This is a genomic window from Pseudomonas sp. NFACC24-1, from assembly GCF_900115235.1.
In the GTDB taxonomy this organism is placed as follows: Bacteria; Pseudomonadota; Gammaproteobacteria; order Pseudomonadales; family Pseudomonadaceae; genus Aquipseudomonas; species Aquipseudomonas fluorescens_AA.
On sequence record NZ_FOVS01000009.1, the window covers coordinates 85,346 to 107,951 of the forward strand.

The window sequence follows — 22,606 nt, forward strand, 5'->3', positions numbered from 1 at the left end:
CGGCGCCACGGGGGAGCTATGGACAACGAATCTTCAATGGGCGATTTCGAATCGACCCTGAAAAAACATGCCCGCGAACTGGTCGACAGCCTTGAAAAAGGTCGTTTTGGCGATGCGGTTCAAATGATCCATGAGCTCAACCAGACCCGTGACCGCGGTCTGTATCAGGAAGTGGGCAAGCTCACGCGTGAACTGCACAGTGCGATTGTCAATTTCCAGATCGACCCGCACATGCCGCAGGCCGAGGAAGTCTCGCAGATCACCGACGCCACCGAGCGCCTGGGGTATGTGGTCAAGCTGACCGAAGCCGCGGCCAACCGCACCATGGACCTGGTGGAAAGCGCAACGCCGCTGGTCAATGGCCTGAGCGAAGAAGCCCAGGCCTTGAGCACCGACTGGGGCCGGTTCATGCGTCGTGAAGTCGGTGCTGAAGAGTTTCGGGAGCTGGCCCGCCGGGTCGACGGTTTCCTGACGCGCAGCAGCACCGAGAACCGCGCCGTGGCAAGCAACCTCAACGACATTCTGCTGGCCCAGGACTATCAAGACCTGACCGGCCAGGTGATCAAGCGTGTGACCCAGTTGGTCACCGAAGTGGAAAGCAACCTGCTCAAACTGGTGTTGATGGCCAGCCAGGTCGACCGCTTTGCAGGCATCGAACACGACCGTGAAGCGATGCTTGCTGAAAAAGATCCACAAAAACATCTCTCTCAGGGTGAAGGTCCGCAAATTCATGCCGATAAAAGAGAAGACGTTATGTCCGGTCAGGACGATGTGGACGATTTGCTGTCCAGCCTTGGATTCTGAGTTTTAGCCCTGTTTTAGGAGCAGCCATTAATGAGCTTCGGCGCCGATGAAGAGATCCTTCAGGATTTCCTGGTTGAGGCCGGCGAGATTCTAGAGCAACTATCCGAACAACTGGTCGAGCTGGAAAGCCGACCTGATGATGCGGATCTGCTCAATGCAATTTTTCGCGGTTTCCACACTGTAAAAGGAGGCGCCGGCTTCCTCCAGCTCAACGAGCTGGTGGAGTGCTGTCACATTGCCGAGAACGTGTTCGACATCCTGCGCAAGGGTGAGCGCCGCGTTGATTCGGAATTGATGGACGTGGTGCTCGAAGCGCTGGATGCGGTCAACAGCATGTTCAGCGAAGTGCGCGAGCGCTCGCCGATCACCCCTGCCACCCCCGAGTTGCTCGCCGCGTTGGCACGCCTGGCCGAGCCGCAATCGGCTGACGAAGCGGCACCGGTTGCCGAAGCGGTGGTTGAAGAGCCGGTCGCCGAAGAATCGGGCGACATCACCGATAACGAATTCGAACAGCTGCTGGACTCCCTGAATACCGTCAAGGCCCAGGCCGAGGCGCCGGCCGCTCAGGTCGCTCCTGCTGCGCAAGTCGCCGGGGCTGGCAGCGATGAAATCACCGATGCCGAGTTCGAGTCGCTGCTCGACCAGCTTCACGGCAAAGGCCAGTTCGCACCGGACGCGGTCGTCCCGCCGACGGCCCCGGCCGCCCCGAAAGCGGCGGGCGACAGCTCCGACATCACCGATGACGAATTTGAAGCGCTGCTCGACCAGTTGCACGGCAAGGGCACCTTTGCCGTTGACGCGCTGGATTCGGCCATCGCTTCAGCGCCGACCCCGGCCAAGCCTGCCGCCGCTGCCGCTGGCAGCGATCTGATCAGCGACCACGAATTCGAATCGCTGCTCGATGAACTGCATGGCAAGGGCAAGTTCAGCGAAGTCGGTACAGCGTCTGCCGCGCCTGCCGCCACCGCGGCGGCACCGGCGGCCAAGGCTGCTGCGCCCAAACCCGCCGCCAAGGCACCGGAACCCAAGGCCGAGCCCGCCAAGCCTGCCGCTGCCGCCGCGGCGCCAGCCCGGGCTCCAGCGGCTGCGCCAGCGGAAAAACCGGCCAGCGAAGCCGAGACCACCGTTCGGGTCGACACCGCACGCCTGGACGAGATCATGAACATGGTCGGCGAACTGGTGCTGGTGCGTAACCGTCTGGTGCGCCTGGGCCTCAACAGCCAGGACGAAGCCATGTCCAAGGCCGTGTCGAACCTCGACGTGGTCACGGCCGATTTGCAGACCGCGGTCATGAAGACCCGGATGCAGCCGATCAAGAAAGTCTTCGGGCGCTTCCCGCGCCTGGTTCGCGACCTGGCTCGCCAGCTCAAGAAAGAAATCAACCTGGAACTGGTGGGTGAAGAGACCGACCTCGACAAGAACCTCGTCGAGGCCCTGGCCGACCCGCTGGTCCACTTGGTGCGCAACGCGGTCGACCACGGCATCGAGTCGCCGGAAGAACGCGAAGCCTCGGGCAAGGTCCGCAGCGGCAAGGTAATCCTGGCCGCCGAGCAGGAAGGCGACCATATCCTGCTGTCGATCTCCGATGACGGCAAGGGCATGGACCCGAACGTGCTGCGTTCCATCGCGGTGAAACGCGGTGTAATGGACAAGGATGCCGCCGACCGCCTGAGCGACACCGAGTGCTACAACCTGATCTTCGCCCCGGGTTTCTCGACCAAGACCGAGATTTCCGACGTGTCGGGTCGTGGCGTGGGCATGGACGTGGTGAAAACCAAGATTTCCCAGCTCAACGGTTCGATCAACATCTACTCGACCAAGGGCCAGGGCTCGAAGATCGTCATCAAGGTCCCGTTGACCTTGGCGATCATGCCGACCCTGATGGTGATGCTGGGCAACCAGGCCTTCGCCTTCCCGCTGGTCAACGTCAACGAGATCTTCCACCTCGACCTGTCGCGCACCAACGTGGTGGATGGCCAGGAAGTGGTGATCGTACGGGACAAGGCATTGCCGCTGTTCTATCTCAAGCGCTGGCTGGTCAGCTCGGCGGCTCATGTGGAACAGGGCGAGGGCCATGTGGTTATCCTTTCGGTGGGCACCCAGCGGATCGGCTTCGTCGTCGACCAGTTGGTGGGCCAGGAAGAAGTGGTCATCAAGCCGTTGGGCAAGATGCTCCAGGGCACCCCGGGCATGTCCGGCGCCACCATCACCGGCGACGGCCGCATCGCGTTGATTCTCGATGTGCCAAGCATGCTCAAGCGTTACGCCGCCCGGCGTATTTGATTCTGGAGGGGGGCGGCCCAGGGCCGCGCCTCGTCTAACGGAGTGTTTATGGTAGTTAAAGTCCTGGTGGTGGACGATTCGGGTTTTTTCCGTCGCCGCGTCTCTGAAATTCTTTCGGCGGACACGAGTATTCAGGTTGTCGGTACCGCAACTAATGGCAAAGAGGCGATCGATCAGGCCCTGGCACTCAAGCCGGACGTGATTACCATGGACTACGAGATGCCGATGATGGATGGCATCACGGCCGTGCGGCATATCATGCAGCGCTGCCCGACCCCGGTCTTGATGTTCTCGTCCCTGACTCACGAAGGCGCCCGGGTAACCCTCGATGCGCTGGACGCCGGGGCGGTGGATTTCCTGCCGAAGAATTTCGAAGACATTTCGCGCAACCCCGACAAGGTCCGGCAGTTGCTGTGTGAAAAGGTCCATAGCATTTCCCGTAGCAATCGTCGTGTCGGTGCCTACAGCGCACCGGCGCCAGCCCCGGTTGCGGCGCCAAGCCCCGCGCCAGCGCCGACGGCATCGAGCAGCTTCAATCCAGCCCCGGTACGCAGCGCCCCGGCACCTGCGCCGACGCGTTCGGCACCTGCCAGTGCGACGTCGCCGGCACCCAAACGCAAAGCCTACAAGCTGGTGGCGATCGGTACGTCCACCGGCGGCCCGGTGGCACTGCAACGGGTCCTGACCCAGTTGCCGGCCAACTTCCCGGCGCCCATCGTGCTGATCCAGCACATGCCGGCGGCGTTCACCAAGGCGTTTGCCGAGCGTCTGGACAAGCTGTGCAACATCAACGTCAAGGAAGCCGAGGATGGTGACATCCTGCGTCCGGGCCTTGCATTGTTGGCGCCGGGTGGCAAACAGATGATGATCGACGGCCGCGGCGCGGTGAAAATCCTGCCGGGCGATGAGCGCCTGAACTACAAGCCTTGCGTGGACATTACCTTCGGTTCCGCGGCCAAGTCCTACGGTGACAAAGTTCTGGCGGTGGTGCTCACCGGCATGGGCGCCGACGGTCGTGAAGGCGCACGGCTGCTCAAGCAGGGCGGCAGTGCGATCTGGGCCCAGGACGAAGCCAGTTGCGTGATCTACGGCATGCCGATGGCCATCGTCAAAGCCGATCTTGCCGATGCGGTGTACGGGTTGGACGACATCGGTAGACACTTGGTCGAGGCCTGCCTGTAATGGATGTGCTCAGCCTGATTGGCATCATCATGGCGTTCGTCGCCATCATTGGCGGCAATTACCTGGAAGGCGGTCATCTGGGCGCGCTGGCCAACGGCCCGGCGGCGTTGATCGTGCTCGGTGGCACCATTGGCGCGGCGCTGTTGCAGTCGCCCATGAGCGCTTTCAAGCGGGCCATGCAGGTGCTGATCTGGATTCTGTTCCCGCCCCGCGTCGACCTGGCCGGTGGCATCGACCGCGTGGTGAACTGGAGCCTGACCGCTCGCAAGGAAGGCCTGCTGGGCCTGGAAGGGGTGGCGGACGCCGAACCCGACAGCTACTCACGCAAAGGCCTGCAATTGCTGGTGGACGGCGCCGAGCCGGAAGCCATCCGCAGCATCCTGGAGGTGGATTTCTACACCCAGGAAAGCCGTGACATCGAAGCGGCCAAAGTATTCGAAAGCATGGGCGGCTACGCGCCGACCATCGGCATCATCGGTGCGGTGATGGGCCTGATCCATGTGATGGGCAACCTGGCCGATCCGTCGCAACTGGGCAGCGGCATCGCCGTGGCCTTCGTCGCCACGATCTATGGCGTGGCCAGTGCCAACCTGGTGTTGTTGCCGATCGCGGCCAAACTCAAGTCCATCGCGTTGCGCCAGTCGCGCTATCGCGAAATGCTGCTGGAAGGGATCCTGTCGATCGCCGAAGGTGAAAACCCGCGCTCCATTGAGTTGAAGCTCCAGGGTTTCATGGACTGATGGGAGGCATGGGAAATGGCACGTCGCAGGCATCGTGAAGAACACGTCAACCATGAACGCTGGCTCGTTTCCTACGCCGACTTCATCACGCTGCTGTTCGCTTTTTTCGTGGTCATGTATTCGATTTCGTCGGTCAACGAAGGCAAGTACAAAGTCATTTCCGAGGCGTTGATCGGGGTCTTCACCGATTCCGACCGAGCCCTCAAGCCCATCCCTATCGGCGAGGAGCGGCCCAAGACCACCACCCCGGCCAAACCCTTGGTCAAGGACAGCGAGCAGGTCGATGCCGGTATCGCCGGCAGCAGCGATCCGTTGAAAAGCATCGCCGACGACATCAGCGCGGCGTTCGGTGACCTGATCAGCTCCAACCAGATGACCGTGCGTGGCAACGAGCTGTGGGTCGAGATCGAACTCAATTCCAGCCTGTTGTTCGGCAGCGGCGACGCCATGCCCAGCGACATGGCGTTCAACATCATCGATAAGGTCGCGGCGATCCTCAAGCCCTTCGACAACCCGATCCATGTCGAAGGCTTCACGGACGACCAGCCGATCCGTACCGCGCAATACCCGACCAACTGGGAACTGTCCTCGGCCCGTTCGGCGAGCATCGTGCGCATGCTGGCGATGCAGGGCGTGAACCCCGGTCGCCTGGCCTCGGTGGGCTACGGCGAGTTCCAGCCGGTGGCCAACAACGCCACGGCCGAGGGGCGTGCGCGCAACCGGCGGGTGGTGCTGGTGGTGTCGCGTAACCTCGATGTACGTCGTAGCCTGACCGGTACCGGTACGGCCAACGCAACCCCGGATGCGGCGTTGAAGCGGGCTGGCACACAAACTGCACCGGCTCCGGTCAAGTCACCGGGAAGACAGAGTGCCGTCAATTCTCCGTCACCCGCTTTATAACCGAGCTATTTCTCGGTCGAGCCTGTTTCGGCCGGGAGGAACGATCCGAATGAGAGTCTGGGCAGTCGCCAATCAAAAAGGTGGTGTGGGCAAGACCACATCTTCCATCGCTTTAGCCGGGTTGCTGGCCGAGGCGGGCAAGCGCGTGGTCATCGTCGATCTGGACCCCCATGGCTCGATGACCAGCTATTTCGGCTACGATCCCGACAGCCTGGAGCACAGCAACTTCGACCTGTTCCTGCACAAGGGCGTTGTGCCCGAGGGGTTGCCGGGGCAATTGTTGTTGTCCACCAGCGACGAGCGAATTTCCCTGTTGCCGTCGAGCACCGCCCTGGCCACCCTGGAGCGACAGTCGCCCGGGCAGAGCGGCCTGGGCCTGGTGATCGCCAAGAGTCTGGCGCAGCTGTGGCAGGATTTCGATTACGCGATCATCGACAGCCCGCCGTTGCTGGGGTTGCTGATGGTCAATGCCCTGGCCGCCAGTCAGCAGTTGGTGATCCCCGTGCAGACCGAGCATTTGGCCGTCAAGGGGCTGGAGCGCATGGTCAATACACTGGCGATGGTCAACCGCTCGCGCAAACAGACGCTGGCCTTCAATATCGTGCCGACGCTGTTCGACCGTCGCACCCAGGCGTCCCTGGGGACCTTGCGGGTGTTGCGGGACAAGTACCCGGATGACATCTGGCAGGGTTATATCCCCGTCGACACCCGCCTGCGGGATGCCAGCCGCGCCGGTGTGACCCCTTCGCAATTCGATGGCAAGAGTCGTGGTGTGCTGGCTTACCGAGCGCTGCTCAAGCATCTGCTGGCCCAACAGCTTGTTCCGCAGCAGGTGGCTTAAGGTGACGAGGCTTTCCATTGGCAGTGTGTTCGCTTGCGAACGCTCAAGTCCTGCCGCATTCATGCCGATAACCTCTTCAAGTGGCGCACTGTTCCTATGAACCGCCCAATAAAGACAACCTCGCGTCCGCAAATGGCCCTGCAGTCTTATCTGGATGGGCTGCTGCAGGAAGCGACCGAAGAACTGCCACTGCCGCCAAGCGTGATCGAGGCGTTGCCTGAACACGTCGAAGCCGAGGGTGTGCTGGATGAGTTTCAAGCGGCCGTGCTCGAAGAGCAGGCCCGTGACGCACAGAAGTCAGTGATGGCCGCGGCGGTCGAAGCACCGTTCATCAAGCCTCAACTGACAGTAATGGAGGCACCTGCTCCGATCCTGGCGCCGGTCTCGACCGTTGCCCCGTTGCTGCAGGGGTTGGTGACGCCGGTGGTGGAAGTCCACTTGCCACCGAGCAACCCACCGCCACCGGTGCCGGGCGACGACCGTCCGGCCTGGGCTGCCGAGCCGTTCGAGTGTTTGTTGTTCGATGTGGCCGGGTTGACCCTGGCGGTGCCGCTGGTCTGCCTGGGATCGATTTACTCCCTGGCCGGGCAGGAATTGACGCCGTTGTTCGGCCAGCCGGAATGGTTCCTCGGGATCCTGCCGAGCCAGGCGGGCAATCTGAAGGTACTGGATACGGCGCGCTGGGTGATGCCGGACCGTTATCGCGATGATTTTCGCCAGGGCCTGCAATACGTGATTTCGGTGCAAGGTTACGAGTGGGGATTGGCGGTGCACCAGGTCAGCCGTTCGCTGCGCCTGGACCCGAACGAGATCAAGTGGCGCAGCCATCGAGGGCAACGGCCATGGCTGGCCGGTACGGTGATCGAGCACATGTGCGCCTTGCTGGACGTTGCCGAGCTGGCGGAGTTGATCGCCAGCGGCGGGGCAAAACACCTGGGCGGCAGCAAGAAGCCGGTCCAGAAACCGAAATAAGACAACCGGTGGCGCACAGCGTCGCCGGACAGAATACACGCCGCCACAGGCGGTTTTTCGAGGGGTCAAGGTATGAATGATAAGGCGTCGTCTCAAAAGGGTTCTGAAGATCCGATTCTGCAATGGGTGACCTTCAAGCTCGATAACGAAACCTACGGCATCAACGTGATGCGCGTTCAGGAAGTGCTGCGCTATACCGAGATCGCCCCGGTACCGGGTGCACCCAGCTATGTGCTGGGCATCATCAACCTGCGTGGCAACGTGGTCACCGTGATCGATACCCGTCAGCGCTTTGGCCTGATGAACGCCGAGATCAGCGACAACACCCGGATCGTCATCATCGAAGCCGACAAGCAAGTGGTCGGCATCATGGTCGACAGCGTCGCCGAAGTGGTTTACTTGCGCCAGTCGGAAATCGAGACGGCGCCGAACGTGGGTAACGAAGAATCCGCCAAGTTCATTCAAGGCGTGTGCAACAAGAATAACGAGTTGCTGATTCTGGTTGAACTGGACAAGATGATGAGCGAAGAAGAGTGGTCGGAACTGGAGAGTATCTGATTGATTCTTGAGGTAGCAGTCATTGTCCTGTTCCTTTTCTGGGCAGGTACGCTGGCGATGTTCTTGGCATACATACGTGGCCAGCGGCAGATTGCCGCTCAGCAGGCCCAGGGCGATGCGCTGCGCGACCAGCGCATCAAGGACCTGGCCAAGCGCGTCGACGATTACCAGAACGGCACCGTGCGCATGGGCGAAGCGCTCCATGAGCTGCGTGCCGTGGTTGCGCCGTTGCCGGACAAACTCGCCCAGTTGGAACAGCGTGACCCCTCCAGCCTGTCCTTCGCCCAGGCCGCCCGCCTGGTGGGCATGGGTGCCAGCGTCGACGAACTGACCCAAGCCTGCGGCCTGACCCAAGCCGAGGCGGAGTTGATGAGCAAGCTGCACCGAGGCGGCTGATCGTTTTCTTCACAGACCCCATGTGGGAGCGAGCTTGCTCGCGATAGCGGTGTAACAGTCAACAGAGATGTTGAATGTGAGTCCGCCATCGCGAGCAAGCTCGCTCCCACAGGTTTTTCTGGCGAACCGATTTTTCCAGCCCAGCCCCTGTGGCGAGGGGATTTATCCCCGCTCGGGTGCGCAGCAGCCGCCTAAAAAAATTGGGGTCGCTGCGCAACCCAACGGGGATAAATCCCCTCGCCACAGATCAGTAGTCGTCGCCGCGGTCGGTCACATCCTTTTCGACACTCGGTGCATTCGGGTCATGGCCTTGGGGGAACTTGCCCTTGAGGTTCCAGGCGAACGCGATGATCTCGGCAATCGTGCGGTACAGCTCTTCCGGGATGCTGTCCCCCAATTCCATCCTTGCCAGCAGCTTCACCAGCTCGGCATTTTCATAGATCGGTACTTCACTGTCCCGGGCGATGCGCAGGATTTCCTCGGCCAGGGCTTCGTCGCCCTTGGCGGTGAGGGTCGGGGCGTGGTGGCCGTCGTATTTAAGGGCGATGGCCTGGCGGGGTTCGGTGTGGGTTGTCATGCGGTTTCGTCCACCCAGCGTTGTTCCAGGCGAGTCTTGGGGCCTTGGGGCGGAGTGCCAAGGTGGCAGTCCAGGTCGCCGACGTTCAGGCCACAGGTCACCAGGCGCTCACGCAGTGCTGTCAGGTTGCTTTCGATCAGGCTCGCGGTGTACGGCCGTTCGGCCCACAATTGGCTGGACAGGCTGCCGCTGAGCAACTGGGCTTGAATCTGCAGCGGGCCGAGCGGTTCCATGTCGAATGCCAGTTCGACCCGCCAGAGCTGCTGTTTCGGCTCGCGTTCTTCCCGGCGTTCGTCTGGCTGTTCCCGGGGCGGGGTTTCCTCGCGCTGGAACTTGACCTGCAACGGCACGATGTCCTGCAGGTTGCGCATCGGGATCTCCAATTGCCAGGTGCTCATCAAGCGACCGTCGTCGGTCAGGCCGGTTTGTTCCAGACTCGACAACTGATGGCTTTGCAGGCGCGACACGGCAGCGGCGGCCAGACGCAGCAGGTGCTCCAGATCGCCGTCTTCGTCCTGGTCTTTCAACTGGCGCGAGGGCAGCGGAAAACTGGTGGGTTGAGGCTTGGCGCTGACCTGGCCGAGCATCCCCAGGGCGCTGCGCACGAAACTCGGCAGGACCTGAGCCAGCGTATTGGCGGCAATGATGGCGCTGAGGTTGGTGGAGGCGGGCAGGGCCGGTGTCAGTTGGGCAATCAGTTTCAGCAGGTCGCCTTTCATGTCCGGCGCCAGGCTGGGCGGCTGGCCGGCGAGCAGTTTGCTTTCCAGGAACACCCCGCTGGCGACCATGGCCTGGGCCAAGCCCTTGGGCGTACTCAGTTGCTGGACATCCGGCAGCCCAGCCAGCAAGCGAGTCACCGCGGCGCGCAACTCGGTGCCGGTGTCGTCGGTGAGCGGCAGGTTTTGCAGGGCAGTGACCAGGCTGTCCAGCGAGCCCTGGCGGCTCACTTGGGTGAGCAATTGCTGGCTCACCGCCAGTTGCTCCTGGCGGTTGCTCAGAGGAACGAATTTCAGCGTCTGGGCATCTTGCACCTGGGCGCTCAAGAGTGTGCCGATGCGCAGTGGTCGGGGGCTGTCGATGTCCAGGGTACTGCCGGCCTGGGCGGTGTTGAGCAGGCTCACCAATGACCGATAGACCACCGGCTGCCCGGGCAATGACGGCAATGCCTGGCTGGTCAGCACCTTGCCTTGCAGCAGCGTGCCGACCGGCATCTGCGCCGTGTCGATGCGCGTCAAGGTGGCGACGCTGGAGGCAACGGCCTGTTGCACGGCAATCGTCAGGTTGCTGGGGGACGGTTGGGTCACGGCCAGGCTGGTGCCCTGGGGTAATGGCTGGGTGCTGGTGGCTTGCACGGTGGTCTGGCGGCCGCTCTCCAGGGTGACCTTGAGCAACAGCTGGAAAGTCTGGTCGGCCTGCTTGAGCGACAGCACTTCGGCCTGGGCGGTCTGGCCGGGGCCGATCAGCCCTTCGGCCGGTGCCAGCAATTTGAGCAGCTCGCCCGTCACCGCTGGCATACGCGTCGTTGCCGTGGCCTGGGGCAGCGGCAGGATGTTGATGTCGCCTGTCATCTGCGGTCTTACCCTGGGGAAAATAAGCCCTCTTGAGAGTAGGGCATCACATGTATAATGCCGCCCGTCTTTCAGGGAGTGGCGAAAACCTTGCAATTGTTTGACGCAGCTCTGTGGAACAGGCCGTCAAAGCATCTATGCTGCACCTCTTTAACGGCCGCTGCACCGCCGACTTGAACCGTATAAGGCCCGCGATCCCTTGACCAGTCCTCTCCTGCAAACCGTTGGCCTCGCCTGTGAGCGAGACTTGCGGCTGCTTTTCGAAAATCTCGAATTGAGACTCTCGCCGGGCGATATGGTGCAGATCAGTGGCCCCAACGGTAGCGGCAAGACCAGCCTGTTGCGCCTGCTCGCCGGATTGATGCAGCCCACCGCGGGCCAAGTGTTGCTCAATGGCCTGCCCTTGCACAGCCAGCGCAGCGAGCTGGCCCGTAACCTGCTCTGGATCGGCCATGCCGCCGGCATCAAGGACTTGCTGACCCCCGAAGAAAACCTCAGTTGGCTCTGCGCTCTGCACACGCCGGCCGGCCGCGAGGCGATCTGGCAGGCGTTGGCGGCGGTCGGGCTGCGCGGCTTCGAGGATGTGCCGAGCCACACCCTGTCCGCCGGCCAGCAGCGCCGGGTGGCCCTGGCCCGGTTGTACCTGGACGGTCCGCCGCTGTGGATTCTCGACGAGCCGTTCACCGCCCTGGACAAGCAGGGCGTCGCGCAGCTCGAGGAACACCTGGCCCGGCATTGCGAAAACGGTGGCATGGTGCTCTTGACCACCCACCACACGCTGGCGCGGATGCCGTCCGGCTATCGCAACATCGATCTGGGGAACTGGGCCGTATGAGTGTGTTTGGCCTGTTACTGGCCCGCGAGGCGCGCCTGCTTTTTCGTCGTCCGGCCGAATTGGCCAATCCGTTGGTGTTCTTCGCGATCGTCATCGCGCTGTTCCCGCTGGCGGTCGGTCCGGAGACTCAATTGTTGCAAACCTTGTCTCCGGGACTGGTCTGGGTGGCCGCGCTTTTATCGGTCCTGCTCTCGCTGGACGGGCTTTTCCGCAGTGATTTCGAAGACGGTTCCCTGGAACAGTGGGTCCTTTCGTCGCACCCCCTGGCCCTTCTGGTTTTGGCCAAGGTACTGGCACACTGGGTTTTTTCCGGGCTGGCGCTGGTGCTGCTGTCGCCGCTGTTGGCGATGATGCTGGGTTTGCCTGCCGCGTGCATGCCGGTGTTGCTGGTGTCGCTGCTGCTGGGCACGCCGGTGTTGAGCCTGCTCGGTGCGGTAGGCGCGGCGTTGACGGTGGGGTTGAAGCGCGGTGGCCTGTTGCTGGCGCTGCTGATCCTGCCCTTGTATATCCCGGTGTTGATCCTGGGCAGTGGTGCCTTGCAGGCGGCGTTGCAAGGCATGCCGGCAACCGGTTATCTCCTGTGGCTTGGCAGCCTGACCGCCCTGGCGATAACCCTGACACCCTTTGCAATAGCCGCTGGCCTGAAGATCAGCGTCGGCGAATAATAATGAGGCCTGGTCAATAATTGACCACTTCTGCGGAAGTTAAGGCAGACCTGGCAGCTCGTGATGACGAGCCGCAACCGTGATGGAAACAGCAATGAACTGGACCTGGTTTCATAAGCTCGGCTCACCCAAGTGGTTCTACGGCATCAGCGGCAAGATGCTGCCCTGGTTGAGCCTCTTCGCTCTGCTGCTGATCGGCTCCGGCGTCGTCTGGGGCCTGGCCTTCGCCCCACCGGATTACCAGCAGGGCAACAGCTTCCGCATCATCTACATCCACGTTCCCACCGCGATGCTGGCCCAGTCCATCTACGTGATGCTGGCCGTGTGTGGTGTGGTCGGGCTGGTGTGGAAGATGAAGCTGGCCGACGTGGCCCTGCAATGCGCCGCGCCCATCGGCGCCTGGATGACCGCCGTGGCGCTGGTCACCGGGGCCATCTGGGGCAAGCCGACCTGGGGATCGTGGTGGGTCTGGGATGCACGACTGACGTCGATGCTGATCCTGCTGTTCCTGTACTTCGGTCTTATTGCGCTGGGCAACGCCATCAGCAATCGTGACAGTGCCGCCAAGGCCTGCGCGGTGCTGGCGATTGTCGGCGTGATCAACATCCCGATCATCAAGTACTCGGTGGAGTGGTGGAACACCCTGCACCAGGGCGCGACGTTCACCCTCACCGAAAAGCCGGCGATGCCCGTGGAAATGTGGCTGCCGCTGTTGCTCACCGTATTGGGCTTCTACTGTTTCTTCGGCGCGGTGCTGTTGCTGCGCATGCGCCTGGAAGTGCTCAAGCGCGAATCCCGGGCCAGTTGGGTGAAGGCCGAAGTACAGAACAGCCTGGAGGCCGCTCGATGAGTTTCGCTTCATTCGGCGATTTCCTCGCCATGGGTCATCATGGCCTGTATGTCTGGTCAGCCTATGGCATTTGCCTGGTGGTGCTGGCCCTCAACGTGGCGGTGCCGATCCTGGCCCGCAAGCGGTATCTGCAACAAGAGGCGCGTCGTCTGCGCCGGGAGAACGGTCAGTGAATCCGCTGCGCAAAAAACGTCTTGTCATCATTCTGGCGATCCTGGTGGGTGTCGGTGCCGCGGTCGGCCTGGCCCTGAGCGCCTTGCAGCAGAACATCAACCTGTTCTACACCCCGACCCAGATCGCCAGTGGCGAAGCGCCCAAGGACACCCGCATCCGCGCTGGCGGCATGGTGGAAAAAGGCTCGCTGGTGCGCTCCGGGGATTCACTGGACGTGAAATTCAATGTCACCGACTTCAACAAGACCGTGACCATCACCTATCGCGGCATCCTCCCGGACCTGTTCCGCGAAGGGCAGGGCATCGTCGCCCTGGGCAAGCTCAACGCCGATGGCGTGGTGGTGGCCGACGAAGTGCTGGCCAAGCACGATGAAAAATACATGCCGCCGGAAGTGACCAAGGCCCTGAAAGACAGCGGCCAGTCGGCGCCCGCTCCCGTGAAGGAGGGCTGATCGATGACTACTGGCATCTTCATTCCCGAGTTGGGCCACCTAGCGATGATCCTCGCCCTGTGCTTCTCCCTGGTACAGGCCGTGGTGCCCTTGCTCGGTGCCTGGCGCGGCGACCGCTTGTGGATGAGCCTGGCCCAGCCTGCGGCGTGGGGGCAGTTCGCCTTCATGCTGTTCGCCTTCGGTTGCCTGACCTATGCGTTCATGGCCGACGACTTTTCCGTGGAGTACGTTGCCAGCAACTCCAACAGCGCCTTGCCCTGGTACTACAAGTTCAGCGCCGTGTGGGGCGCCCACGAAGGTTCGCTGTTGCTTTGGGCGTTGATCCTCGCCGGCTGGACTTTCGCGGTCTCGGTGTTTTCCCGGCAGTTGCCCCAGGTGATGCTGGCTCGTGTGCTGGCGGTGATGGGCATGATCAGCACCGGTTTCCTGTTGTTCCTGATCGTCACGTCCAACCCGTTCAAGCGCATCCTGCCGCAGATGCCGATGGACGGCCGCGACCTCAATCCATTGTTGCAGGACATCGGCCTGATCGTTCACCCACCGATGCTCTACATGGGCTATGTCGGTTTTTCCGTGGCCTTCTCCTTCGCCATCGCTGCGTTGCTCGGTGGTCGCCTCGATGCCGCGTGGGCACGTTGGTCCCGCCCGTGGACCATCGTCGCCTGGGCCTTCCTCGGTATCGGCATCACCCTCGGTTCGTGGTGGGCCTACTACGAACTCGGTTGGGGCGGCTGGTGGTTCTGGGACCCGGTGGAAAACGCCTCGTTCATGCCCTGGTTGGTGGGCACGGCGCTGATTCACTCCCTGGCTGTCACGGAAAAGCGCGGTGTGTTCAAGAGCTGGACCGTGCTGCTGGCCATCGCGGCCTTCTCCCTGAGCCTGCTGGGAACGTTCCTGGTGCGTTCCGGCGTGCTGACGTCGGTGCATGCCTTCGCCTCGGACCCTGAGCGTGGCGTGTTCATCCTGATGTTCCTGCTGTTCGTCGTCGGCGGTTCGCTGACGTTGTTCGCCCTGCGTGCGCCGGTGGTCAAGAGCCAGGTCGGCTTCAACCTCTGGTCACGGGAAACCCTGTTGCTGGGCAACAACCTGGTGCTGGTGGTGGCCGCGTCGATGATCCTGCTGGGGACGCTGTACCCGCTGGTGCTCGATGCGCTGTCCGGCGCCAAGCTGTCGGTCGGCCCGCCGTATTTCAATGCGTTGTTCATCCCGCTGATGGCGATCCTGATGGTGGTGATGGCCATCGGTGTGCTGGTGCGCTGGAAGGACACACCGGTCAAATGGCTGCTGGGCATGTTGACCCCAGTGCTGCTGGGCACGGCCGCCCTGGCCGTGGTGGCTGGCGTGGCCTATGGCGACTTCAACTGGGCGGTGCTGGCGACGTTCGTGCTGGCGGCGTGGGTGTTGCTGGCCGGTGTCCGGGATATCTTCGACAAGACCCGCCACAGAGGCCTGATCAAAGGCCTGCCAACCCTGACCCGCAGTTACTGGGGCATGCAGATCGCTCACCTGGGTATCGCCGTCTGCGCCCTGGGTGTGGTGCTGTCCAGCCAGAACAGCGCCGAGCGCGACCTGCGCCTGGCGCCGGGCGAGTCCATGGACCTGGGCGGTTATCAGTTCGTGTTCGAGGGGGCCAAGCATTTCGAGGGGCCGAACTTCACGTCCGACAAAGGCACCGTGCGGGTCATTCGCAATGGTCAGGAAATCACCGTGCTGCATCCGGAAAAACGCCTCTACACCGTGCAGAACTCGGTCATGACCGAGGCTGGAATCGATGCCGGTTTCACCCGCGACCTCTACGTGGCCCTGGGCGAATCCCTGGGCGACGGTGCATGGGCGGTGCGGGTCCACGTCAAGCCGTTCGTGCGCTGGATCTGGTTCGGTGGCTTGCTCACGGGCCTGGGTGGCGTGCTGGCCGCGCTGGATCGGCGTTATCGAGTCAAGGTGAAAACCCGGGTGCGTGAAGCCCTGGGCGTGACGGGAGCCACTGCATGAAACGTTGGTTGATGGTGTTGCCGCTGGCGCTGTTCCTGTTGATGGCGGTGTTTTTGTACCGGGGGTTGTACCTGAACCCGAGCGAATTGCCCTCGGCGATGATCGGCAAGCCGTTCCCGGAGTTTTCCCTGCCCTCGGTGCAGGGTGACAAGACCCTGACCCGTGCCGACCTGCTGGGCAAGCCGGCGCTGGTCAACGTGTGGGGCACCTGGTGCATTTCCTGCCGGGTCGAACACCCGGTGCTGAACAAGCTGGCCCAGAACGGCGTGGTGATCTACGGCGTCAACTACAAGGACGTCAATGCCGACGCCTTGAAGTGGCTGGCCGAATTCCACAACCCGTATCAATTGGACATTCGTGATGAGGACGGCTCCCTTGGCCTGAACCTGGGTGTCTATGGCGCACCGGAAACCTTCTTCATCGATGCCAAGGGCGTGATCCGCGACAAGTTCGTCGGGGTGATCGACGAACAGGTCTGGCGCGAGAAACTGGCCGCCAAGTACCAGGCCCTGGTGGACGAGGCCAAGCCATGAAGCGCTGGTTAACCGCCGCCATCCTCGGCTTGAGCCTGGTCGGTGTGGCCCAGGCCGCTATCGACACCTACGAATTCGCCAACGATGGCGAGCGCGAGCGGTTTCGCGAACTGACCAAGGAACTGCGCTGCCCCAAGTGCCAGAACCAGGACATCGCCGACTCCAACGCCCCGATTGCCGCCGACCTGCGCAAGGAAATCTTTCGCATGCTCGGCGAGGGCAAGGACAACCAGCAGATCATCGACTTCATGGTCGATCGCTACGGTGAGTTCGTGCGCTACAACCCCGCCCTGTCCTCCAAGACCGCGCTGCTCTGGTTCGGCCCCGCCGGGCTGTTGCTCGGCGGCTTCGCGATCATCGTGGTGATCGTGCGTCGGCGTCGGGTCCAGCGCACGGCCGCCCCGGACACGCTTTCTGTCGAAGAGCGCCAGCGCCTCGACCAACTGTTGGATAAAACCAAGCATGATTGATTTCTGGCTCGCCGCAGGTCTGCTTCTCCTGATTGCCCTGAGTTTTCTGTTGATCCCTGTGCTGCGCGGTCGCCGCGCCCAACTGGAGGAGGACCGGACCGCGCTCAACGTGGCGCTGTATCAGGAGCGCGTCGCCGAATTGCAGGCCGAACGGGAGGAGGGCGTGCTCAACGCCGCGCAACTGGACACCGGTCGCGCCGAGGCGGCTCGTGAGCTGCTCGCCGACACCGAGGGCGCCGATGCCCCGCGCGAATCCCGATTGGGCAAGCCATTGCCGTTGCTCGCCGCCGTGTTGGTGCCGGTGTTGGGCCTGGCGCTGTACCTGCATTTCGGTGCCAGTGACAAGGTCGAGTTGACCCGCGAGTTCGCCCAGGCGCCGCAGTCGATGGAAGAGATGACCCTGCGCCTGGAACGCGCGGTGGCGGCGCAGCCGGATAATGCCGAGGGCCTTTATTTCCTCGGGCGTACCTACATGGCTCAGGATCGTCCGGCGGACGCGGCGAAGATCTTCGAGCGCACCGTGGCCGTCGCTGGCCGTCAACCGGAACTGTTGGGCCAGTGGGCCCAGGCGCAGTACTTCGCCGATGGCAAGAAATGGTCGGATAAAGTCCAGGCCTTGACCGACGAAGCGCTCAAGCTCGATCCGAAGGAAGTCACCAGCCTCGGCTTGTTGGGCATCGCCGCGTTTGAAGGCGAGCGTTATCAGGATGCGATCGACTACTGGGGGCGTCTGCTCGCGCAACTGCCGGAAGGCGACAAATCCCGAGAGGCGCTGCAGGGCGGCATTGCCCGTGCCACCGAGAAGCTGCAAGCCAGCGGTGGCAAAGTCGCCCAGGCTCCGGTGGCCAAGACCGGGGCATTGCTCAAGGTCCGCGTCGATCTGGCACCGGCACTCAAGGCCAAGGTGCAACCGGGCGACAGCGTGTTCATCTTCGCCCGTGCCGTTTCCGGCCCACCGGCGCCGCTGGCCGCCAAACGCCTGACGGTGGCCGATCTGCCGGTCACGGTGGAACTGAGCGACGCGGACGCCATGATGCCGCAGTTGAAACTGTCGAACTTTCCCGAAGTCCAACTGATGGCGCGCATTTCCCGGGCCGGTCAGCCGACCGCGGGTGAGTGGATCGGCCGCAGCCAGCCCCTGGCGAGCAGCACCACGGCGCAACAACAATTGACCATCGACAGCCCGGACAAATAACAGGAATTCGCACCATGACCGCCATCGCTCGTATCACCCTGCTCACGCTCGTCATGGGCCTGAGCGCTTGTGCGGTCCAGCGTCCGTCGGAGCCCTCGGCGCCGCTGCCACCGATTCCACCGTCGACCCCAACCACCAAACCGGCCCCGTCCACGCCTCCAGGCAAGCCGGCCATCCCGAACAAACCGGCCAAGCCGCTGCCGCGCACTTCCGCCAGCTTCGCCCCGCCACCGGGTGGCAACAGCCATTGGGACGCCAAGCTGGGGGTCTATGTGCTGGACAACCAGACCAATACGTTCTATCGCCAACGTACCTATTACCGCTGGAACAATGGTTGGAGCCGTTCCGTCAGCCCGAATGGCCCATGGGAGGACACCACCATCGAAGGCGTGCCGGCGGGCCTTGGACGGCAATTTCACTAAACATGAGGTCCCTGTGGCGAGGGGATTTATCCCCGCTGGGCTGCGAAGCAGTCCTGAAACCTGATGACTCGGTATGTCAGGCAGATTGAGTCCACAGTGATGGGGTCGCTTCGCGACCCACGGGGATAAATCCCCTCGCCACAGCTTCCCGGGGCAGGCCGGGATTTTTGTGTTTCTGGATATTCTTTGAACGAAATTTTCACTCAATCTTGCGGACAATCCCCCGCGCTCATATCGCCGTCGGTTATTTAATGGCAATGCCATAGCCGTTCGTGCAACATTTGCGCACTCGCGCAAGCCCCGGGGCCAGGCTTTGGCCAACAGAGGGCGCGCCGTTGTTTCTCTTTTGTCACTCCAATACCAATAGGGTCCTTAAACGACATGGCAATCCCGGACGCCCTGAGTCAGCAGCGCACCACGCATCGCCTGCTGCAACCGACCGTCAAATCGCACCTGGCCTACACGTTGCTTTGCGCCCTGGTGATGATGGTTATGTTAAGCCTGCTGCGCGTGGCGCTGCTGGTCTATAACCGCGAGATGATTCTCGACACCCCGGCCTCGACCTTCGTTGAAGCGTTCCTCAACGGCCTGCGCTTCGACTTGCGCCTGGTGATCTACCTCTGCATCCCGTTGCTGCTGGCGTTGTTCAGCGCAAGGGCCATGGCTGCCCGTGGTTTTTTTCGTTTCTGGCTGACCGTCACCTCCAGCATCGCGCTGTTCCTCGGCTTGATGGAGATGGACTTCTACCGTGAATTCCACCAGCGCCTCAACGGCCTGGTCTTCCAATATGTGAAGGAAGACCCGAAAACCGTGATGAGCATGCTCTGGTACGGTTTCCCGGTGGTGCGCTACCTGCTGGCCTGGGTCGGCGGCACCCTCATCCTCGCCCTGGCGTTCAAGGGCGCCGACCGCGCCACCCGTCCCCGTGGGCCGTTCAGTGGCGGTACTATCGGCACCCGGCAGATCGCCCCGTGGTATGGGCGTGTCGCGGTGTTCATGGTTTGCCTGCTGGTGGCCGTGGCCGCTGCGCGCGGCACCCTGCGCCAAGGTCCGCCGCTGCGTTGGGGTGATGTCTACACCACCGATTCGAACTTCGCCAACCAGTTGGGACTCAATGGTACGTTGTCGCTGGTGGCGGCGGCCAAGAGCCGGATGTCCGAAGACCGTGACAACATCTGGAAAGCCACCCTTGAGCAGCCGCTGGCACAGCAGACCGTGCGTGACATGCTGGTGATGCCTGACGACAAACTCGTGGACACCGAGACCGCCGCCGTGCGCCGCGACTACACGCCGCCGGCGGACAAGACCCTGCCGATCAAGAACGTGGTCGTGATCCTCATGGAAAGCATGGCCGGTCACTCGGTGGGCGCCCTGGGCGCGCCGGGCAACATCACGCCCTACATGGACAAACTGTCCAAGGAAGGCCTGCTGTTCGACCGTTTCTTCTCCAACGGCACCCACACCCACCAGGGTATGTTCGCCACCATGGCGTGCTTCCCGAACCTGCCGGGTTTCGAATACCTGATGCAGACGCCGGAGGGCAGCCACAAGCTGTCAGGCTTGCCGCAACTGCTCAGCGCCCGTGACTACGACGACGTGTATGTCTACAACGGCGATTTCGCCTGGGACAACCAGTCGGGGTTCTTCAGCAGCCAGGGCATGACCAACTTCATCGGGCGTAACGATTTTGTGAACCCGGTGTTTTCCGACCCCACCTGGGGCGTGTCCGACCAAGACATGTTCGACCGTGGCCTGATCGAGCTCAAGGCGCGGGAAAATGGCAAGCCGTTCTATGCCTTGCTGCAAACCCTGTCCAACCACACGCCTTATGCGTTGCCGACACCGTTGCCGGTCGAGCCGGTCACCGACCGTGGCAGCCTGAACGAACACTTGACGGCCATGCGCTACGCCGACTGGGCGCTGGGCCAGTTCTTCGAGAAAGCCCGCAAGGAGCCTTACTTCAAGGAAACCCTGTTCGTGGTGGTGGGTGACCATGGCTTTGGCAACGAACGCCAGATCACCGAAATGGACCTGGGCCGTTTCAACGTGCCGATGCTGTTGATCGGTCCGGGCGTCCAGGAAAAATTCGGCCAGCGCAGCCATACCGTGGGGACCCAGGTCGACATCGTGCCGACCATCATGGGCCGGCTCGGTGGGCAGGTACGGAACCAGTGCTGGGGCCGTGACCTGTTGAACCTGCCGGAAGGCGACACCGGTTTTGGCGTGATCAAGCCGTCGGGCAGTGAACAGACGACGGCGATCATTCGCGATGACAAGATCCTGGTCCTGCCGAAGGAAAAGGAAATGCCGCCGAAGATGTACCGCTATGAACTGGGCGCCAACCCTCATGCGCAAGTGATCCCGGATGCACCGGACACGGCCGAGATGAAACTCAAGCTCGAGTCGTTCCTGCAAACCGCGACCAAGAGCCTGCTGGATAACACCGCCGGCGTCGTGGACGGCAAGCCGGACTGATAAACGGCGAGCATAAAAAAGAGGCCTGCGAAGGCCTCTTTTTTTGCGCTTACTTAGTGGTTTATATCTTGCCCAGTAATAGCAGGACCAACAGCACCACCAACACTACACCAATGATACCGGACGGACCGTAACCCCAACTTCTGGAGTGCGGGAAGACCGGAAGACCACCGATCAGCAGGAGGATCAGGATGATGATAAGTATTGTGCCCATTTGTAGATTTCCTTATTGGTCAGTTTTGGAGTGTTGTAACTTCCAACTACCAGCACGCATGCGTTAAATCCGGGCGGCTTAATAAGTCCGACCGTAACGTCTGGTAAAAAATTCAAAGTTTTTGTAGCGGCTACGGTTTGCCCTCGCCATTCAGCAATTTGATGGAGCGTGGGTCCGGCAGGCGCCTTCGCTACACTCGGCCTATCTCTCCCGGAACAAGGCTGTTTGCTATGCAAAATCGCATGATGATCACTGGCGCCGGCTCCGGCCTGGGTCGCGAAATCGCGCTGCGTTGGGCCCGCGAAGGCTGGCACCTGGCCTTATCGGATGTCAGCGAACCAGGCCTTGTGGAAACCCTCAGACTCGTGCGCGCGGCGGGTGGCGACGGCTTCACCCAGCGCTGCGATGTGCGCGACTACAGCCAATTGACTGCGTTCGCCCAGGCTTGCGAAGAGAAGCTCGGCGGCATCGATATCATCGTCAACAATGCCGGCGTCGCTTCGGGCGGGTTCTTCAGCGAACTCTCCCTGGAGGATTGGGACTGGCAGATCGCGATCAACCTGATGGGCGTGGTCAAGGGCTGCAAGGCGTTCCTGCCGCTGCTGGAAAAAAGCCGCGGCAAGATCATCAACATTGCTTCCATGGCCGCCCTGATGCAGGGGCCAGCCATGAGCAACTACAACGTGGCCAAGGCCGGTGTGGTGGCGTTGTCGGAAAGCCTGCTGGTGGAGCTGGCACAGCAGGAAGTCGGCGTACACGTGGTGTGTCCGTCGTTCTTCCAGACCAATCTGCTGGACTCCTTCCGCGGTCCGACCCCGGCCATGAAGGCCCAGGTTGGCAAATTGCTGGAAAGCTCGCCGATCAGCGCCGCCGACATCGCCGACTACATCTACCAGCAAGTCGCCCAGGGCCAGTTCATGATCCTGCCCCATGAACAGGGGCGCATGGCGTGGGCCCTCAAGCAGAAGAATCCACAATTGCTGTACGACGAAATGACCGTCATGGCCGACAAGATGCGCGCCAAGGCCCGGCAGAACCTGAATTGACCTGGCTGCCCGATGTCCTCAGGATGGCGCCATTCGGCCTTCCTGATGGACATCTGCATGCTCAACTACTTGTGGTTTTTTCTCGCCGCGCTGTTTGAAATCGCCGGTTGCTACGCCTTCTGGATGTGGCTGCGCCAGGGCCAGAGCGCCTGGTGGATCGCCCCGGCGCTGCTCAGCCTGACCTTGTTCGCCCTGTTGTTGACTCGCATCGAAGCGACATACGCCGGGCGTGCCTACGCCGCCTATGGCGGCATCTATATCATTGCCTCGATTGGCTGGCTGGCCGTGGTGGAGCGGGTCCGGCCACTGGGTTCCGACTGGATTGGCGTGGCGCTCTGCGTGTTGGGGGCGAGCGTGATTCTATTCGGCCCGCGGTTCTCGGCGTCCTGAAATAACCTACGGTCCGGCAGGGTTTTGCAGGAAGTTTCCTTCAGTCACAAGAACTTTGCTTGTAGGGGCTTAC

The 22,606-nt window shown here is 62.0% G+C and carries 25 protein-coding genes; 22 read left to right on the forward strand and 3 right to left on the reverse strand.

Features of this window, described 5'->3' with window-relative positions:
• Positions 1-18 precede the first annotated feature (18 nt).
• From BM317_RS10875 to BM317_RS10915, 9 genes are all read left to right on the forward strand, one after another.
• Positions 19-804, forward strand: coding sequence for a protein phosphatase CheZ (locus BM317_RS10875; protein ID WP_060738635.1), 786 nt, complete (start codon positions 19-21; stop codon positions 802-804).
• A 30-nt stretch (positions 805-834) separates the two neighbouring features.
• Positions 835-3,087 (forward strand): chemotaxis protein CheA, encoded by a 2,253-nt coding sequence (locus tag BM317_RS10880; RefSeq protein ID WP_092167455.1) that lies wholly within the window; start codon positions 835-837, stop codon positions 3,085-3,087.
• Positions 3,088-3,135: 48 nt separating this feature from the next.
• On the forward strand, positions 3,136-4,269 hold the full coding sequence (locus tag BM317_RS10885; RefSeq protein WP_060738633.1) for a protein-glutamate methylesterase/protein-glutamine glutaminase: 1,134 nt from the start codon (positions 3,136-3,138) through the stop codon (positions 4,267-4,269).
• A complete protein-coding gene (locus BM317_RS10890) occupies positions 4,269-5,009 on the forward strand; it encodes a flagellar motor protein (protein ID WP_003199135.1) in 741 nt (246 codons plus the stop codon). Before BM317_RS10885 ends, BM317_RS10890 begins: the two co-directional genes overlap by 1 nt.
• A 15-nt stretch (positions 5,010-5,024) precedes the next feature.
• The gene (gene motD, locus BM317_RS10895) at positions 5,025-5,909 is read left to right on the forward strand and encodes a flagellar motor protein MotD (RefSeq protein WP_060738632.1); all 885 of its coding nucleotides are present in this window, start codon (positions 5,025-5,027) and stop codon (positions 5,907-5,909) included.
• Positions 5,910-5,958: 49 nt separating this feature from the next.
• Positions 5,959-6,750, forward strand: a complete 792-nt coding sequence (locus BM317_RS10900) for a ParA family protein (protein WP_060738631.1) — start codon at positions 5,959-5,961, stop codon at positions 6,748-6,750.
• Between the two features lie 96 nt (positions 6,751-6,846).
• A complete protein-coding gene (locus BM317_RS10905; protein WP_092167457.1) occupies positions 6,847-7,722 on the forward strand; it encodes a CheW domain-containing protein in 876 nt (291 codons plus the stop codon).
• 72 nt (positions 7,723-7,794) lie between these two features.
• Entirely contained in the window at positions 7,795-8,280 is a 486-nt protein-coding gene (locus tag BM317_RS10910; RefSeq protein WP_003199144.1) for a chemotaxis protein CheW, read from the forward strand.
• Positions 8,281-8,676, forward strand: a complete 396-nt coding sequence (locus tag BM317_RS10915) for a DUF2802 domain-containing protein (RefSeq protein WP_060738629.1) — start codon at positions 8,281-8,283, stop codon at positions 8,674-8,676.
• Between the two features lie 247 nt (positions 8,677-8,923).
• Here the strand turns inward: BM317_RS10915 and BM317_RS10920 are convergent, their stop codons facing one another.
• Both BM317_RS10920 and BM317_RS10925 read right to left on the reverse strand, forming a co-directional pair.
• A complete protein-coding gene (locus BM317_RS10920) occupies positions 8,924-9,253 on the reverse strand; it encodes an EscU/YscU/HrcU family type III secretion system export apparatus switch protein (RefSeq protein WP_060738627.1) in 330 nt (109 codons plus the stop codon).
• The gene (locus BM317_RS10925; protein ID WP_092167459.1) at positions 9,250-10,821 is read right to left on the reverse strand and encodes a flagellar hook-length control protein FliK; all 1,572 of its coding nucleotides are present in this window, start codon (positions 10,819-10,821) and stop codon (positions 9,250-9,252) included. Before BM317_RS10925 ends, BM317_RS10920 begins: the two co-directional genes overlap by 4 nt.
• 199 nt (positions 10,822-11,020) lie before the next feature.
• Between BM317_RS10925 and ccmA the strand changes: the two genes are divergently transcribed.
• The 11 genes from ccmA to BM317_RS10980 all read left to right on the forward strand — a co-directional run bounded on the left by ccmA (position 11,021) and on the right by BM317_RS10980 (position 20,883).
• Entirely contained in the window at positions 11,021-11,656 is a 636-nt protein-coding gene (ccmA, locus tag BM317_RS10930; RefSeq protein WP_092167461.1) for a cytochrome c biogenesis heme-transporting ATPase CcmA, read from the forward strand.
• A complete protein-coding gene (gene ccmB / locus BM317_RS10935) occupies positions 11,653-12,321 on the forward strand; it encodes a heme exporter protein CcmB (protein ID WP_003183957.1) in 669 nt (222 codons plus the stop codon). The genes ccmA and ccmB overlap by 4 nt, the downstream gene beginning before the upstream one ends.
• A gap of 94 nt (positions 12,322-12,415) precedes the next feature.
• Positions 12,416-13,171: a heme ABC transporter permease gene (locus tag BM317_RS10940; RefSeq protein WP_092167464.1), complete on the forward strand. Its 756-nt coding sequence runs from the start codon at positions 12,416-12,418 to the stop codon at positions 13,169-13,171.
• Positions 13,168-13,344 (forward strand): heme exporter protein CcmD, encoded by a 177-nt coding sequence (gene ccmD, locus BM317_RS10945; protein ID WP_003199159.1) that lies wholly within the window; start codon positions 13,168-13,170, stop codon positions 13,342-13,344. Before BM317_RS10940 ends, ccmD begins: the two co-directional genes overlap by 4 nt.
• Positions 13,341-13,796 (forward strand): cytochrome c maturation protein CcmE, encoded by a 456-nt coding sequence (gene ccmE / locus BM317_RS10950; RefSeq protein ID WP_060738623.1) that lies wholly within the window; start codon positions 13,341-13,343, stop codon positions 13,794-13,796. Before ccmD ends, ccmE begins: the two co-directional genes overlap by 4 nt.
• 3 nt (positions 13,797-13,799) lie before the next feature.
• The gene (locus tag BM317_RS10955; RefSeq protein WP_092167466.1) at positions 13,800-15,788 is read left to right on the forward strand and encodes a heme lyase CcmF/NrfE family subunit; all 1,989 of its coding nucleotides are present in this window, start codon (positions 13,800-13,802) and stop codon (positions 15,786-15,788) included.
• Positions 15,785-16,321, forward strand: coding sequence for a DsbE family thiol:disulfide interchange protein (locus BM317_RS10960; RefSeq protein ID WP_072408483.1), 537 nt, complete (start codon positions 15,785-15,787; stop codon positions 16,319-16,321). Before BM317_RS10955 ends, BM317_RS10960 begins: the two co-directional genes overlap by 4 nt.
• Positions 16,318-16,791: a cytochrome c-type biogenesis protein gene (locus BM317_RS10965; RefSeq protein ID WP_092167468.1), complete on the forward strand. Its 474-nt coding sequence runs from the start codon at positions 16,318-16,320 to the stop codon at positions 16,789-16,791. The genes BM317_RS10960 and BM317_RS10965 overlap by 4 nt, the downstream gene beginning before the upstream one ends.
• On the forward strand, positions 16,784-17,986 hold the full coding sequence (ccmI, locus tag BM317_RS10970; RefSeq protein WP_092167471.1) for a c-type cytochrome biogenesis protein CcmI: 1,203 nt from the start codon (positions 16,784-16,786) through the stop codon (positions 17,984-17,986). The genes BM317_RS10965 and ccmI overlap by 8 nt, the downstream gene beginning before the upstream one ends.
• A 14-nt stretch (positions 17,987-18,000) precedes the next feature.
• Positions 18,001-18,408, forward strand: a complete 408-nt coding sequence (locus BM317_RS10975; RefSeq protein WP_060738618.1) for a hypothetical protein — start codon at positions 18,001-18,003, stop codon at positions 18,406-18,408.
• Between the two features lie 381 nt (positions 18,409-18,789).
• Complete coding sequence (locus BM317_RS10980; protein WP_092167473.1) at positions 18,790-20,883, forward strand: LTA synthase family protein; 2,094 nt, start codon at positions 18,790-18,792, stop codon at positions 20,881-20,883.
• 61 nt (positions 20,884-20,944) lie between these two features.
• On the opposite strand, the gene BM317_RS10985 is transcribed toward BM317_RS10980, so the two are convergent.
• The gene (locus BM317_RS10985) at positions 20,945-21,097 is read right to left on the reverse strand and encodes a DUF3309 family protein (RefSeq protein ID WP_003183939.1); all 153 of its coding nucleotides are present in this window, start codon (positions 21,095-21,097) and stop codon (positions 20,945-20,947) included.
• A gap of 230 nt (positions 21,098-21,327) precedes the next feature.
• Between BM317_RS10985 and BM317_RS10990 the strand changes: the two genes are divergently transcribed.
• The gene (locus BM317_RS10990) at positions 21,328-22,143 is read left to right on the forward strand and encodes an SDR family oxidoreductase (RefSeq protein WP_092167476.1); all 816 of its coding nucleotides are present in this window, start codon (positions 21,328-21,330) and stop codon (positions 22,141-22,143) included.
• A gap of 57 nt (positions 22,144-22,200) precedes the next feature.
• Positions 22,201-22,533 (forward strand): YnfA family protein, encoded by a 333-nt coding sequence (locus tag BM317_RS10995; protein WP_092167605.1) that lies wholly within the window; start codon positions 22,201-22,203, stop codon positions 22,531-22,533.
• Positions 22,534-22,606: the final 73 nt, after the last annotated feature.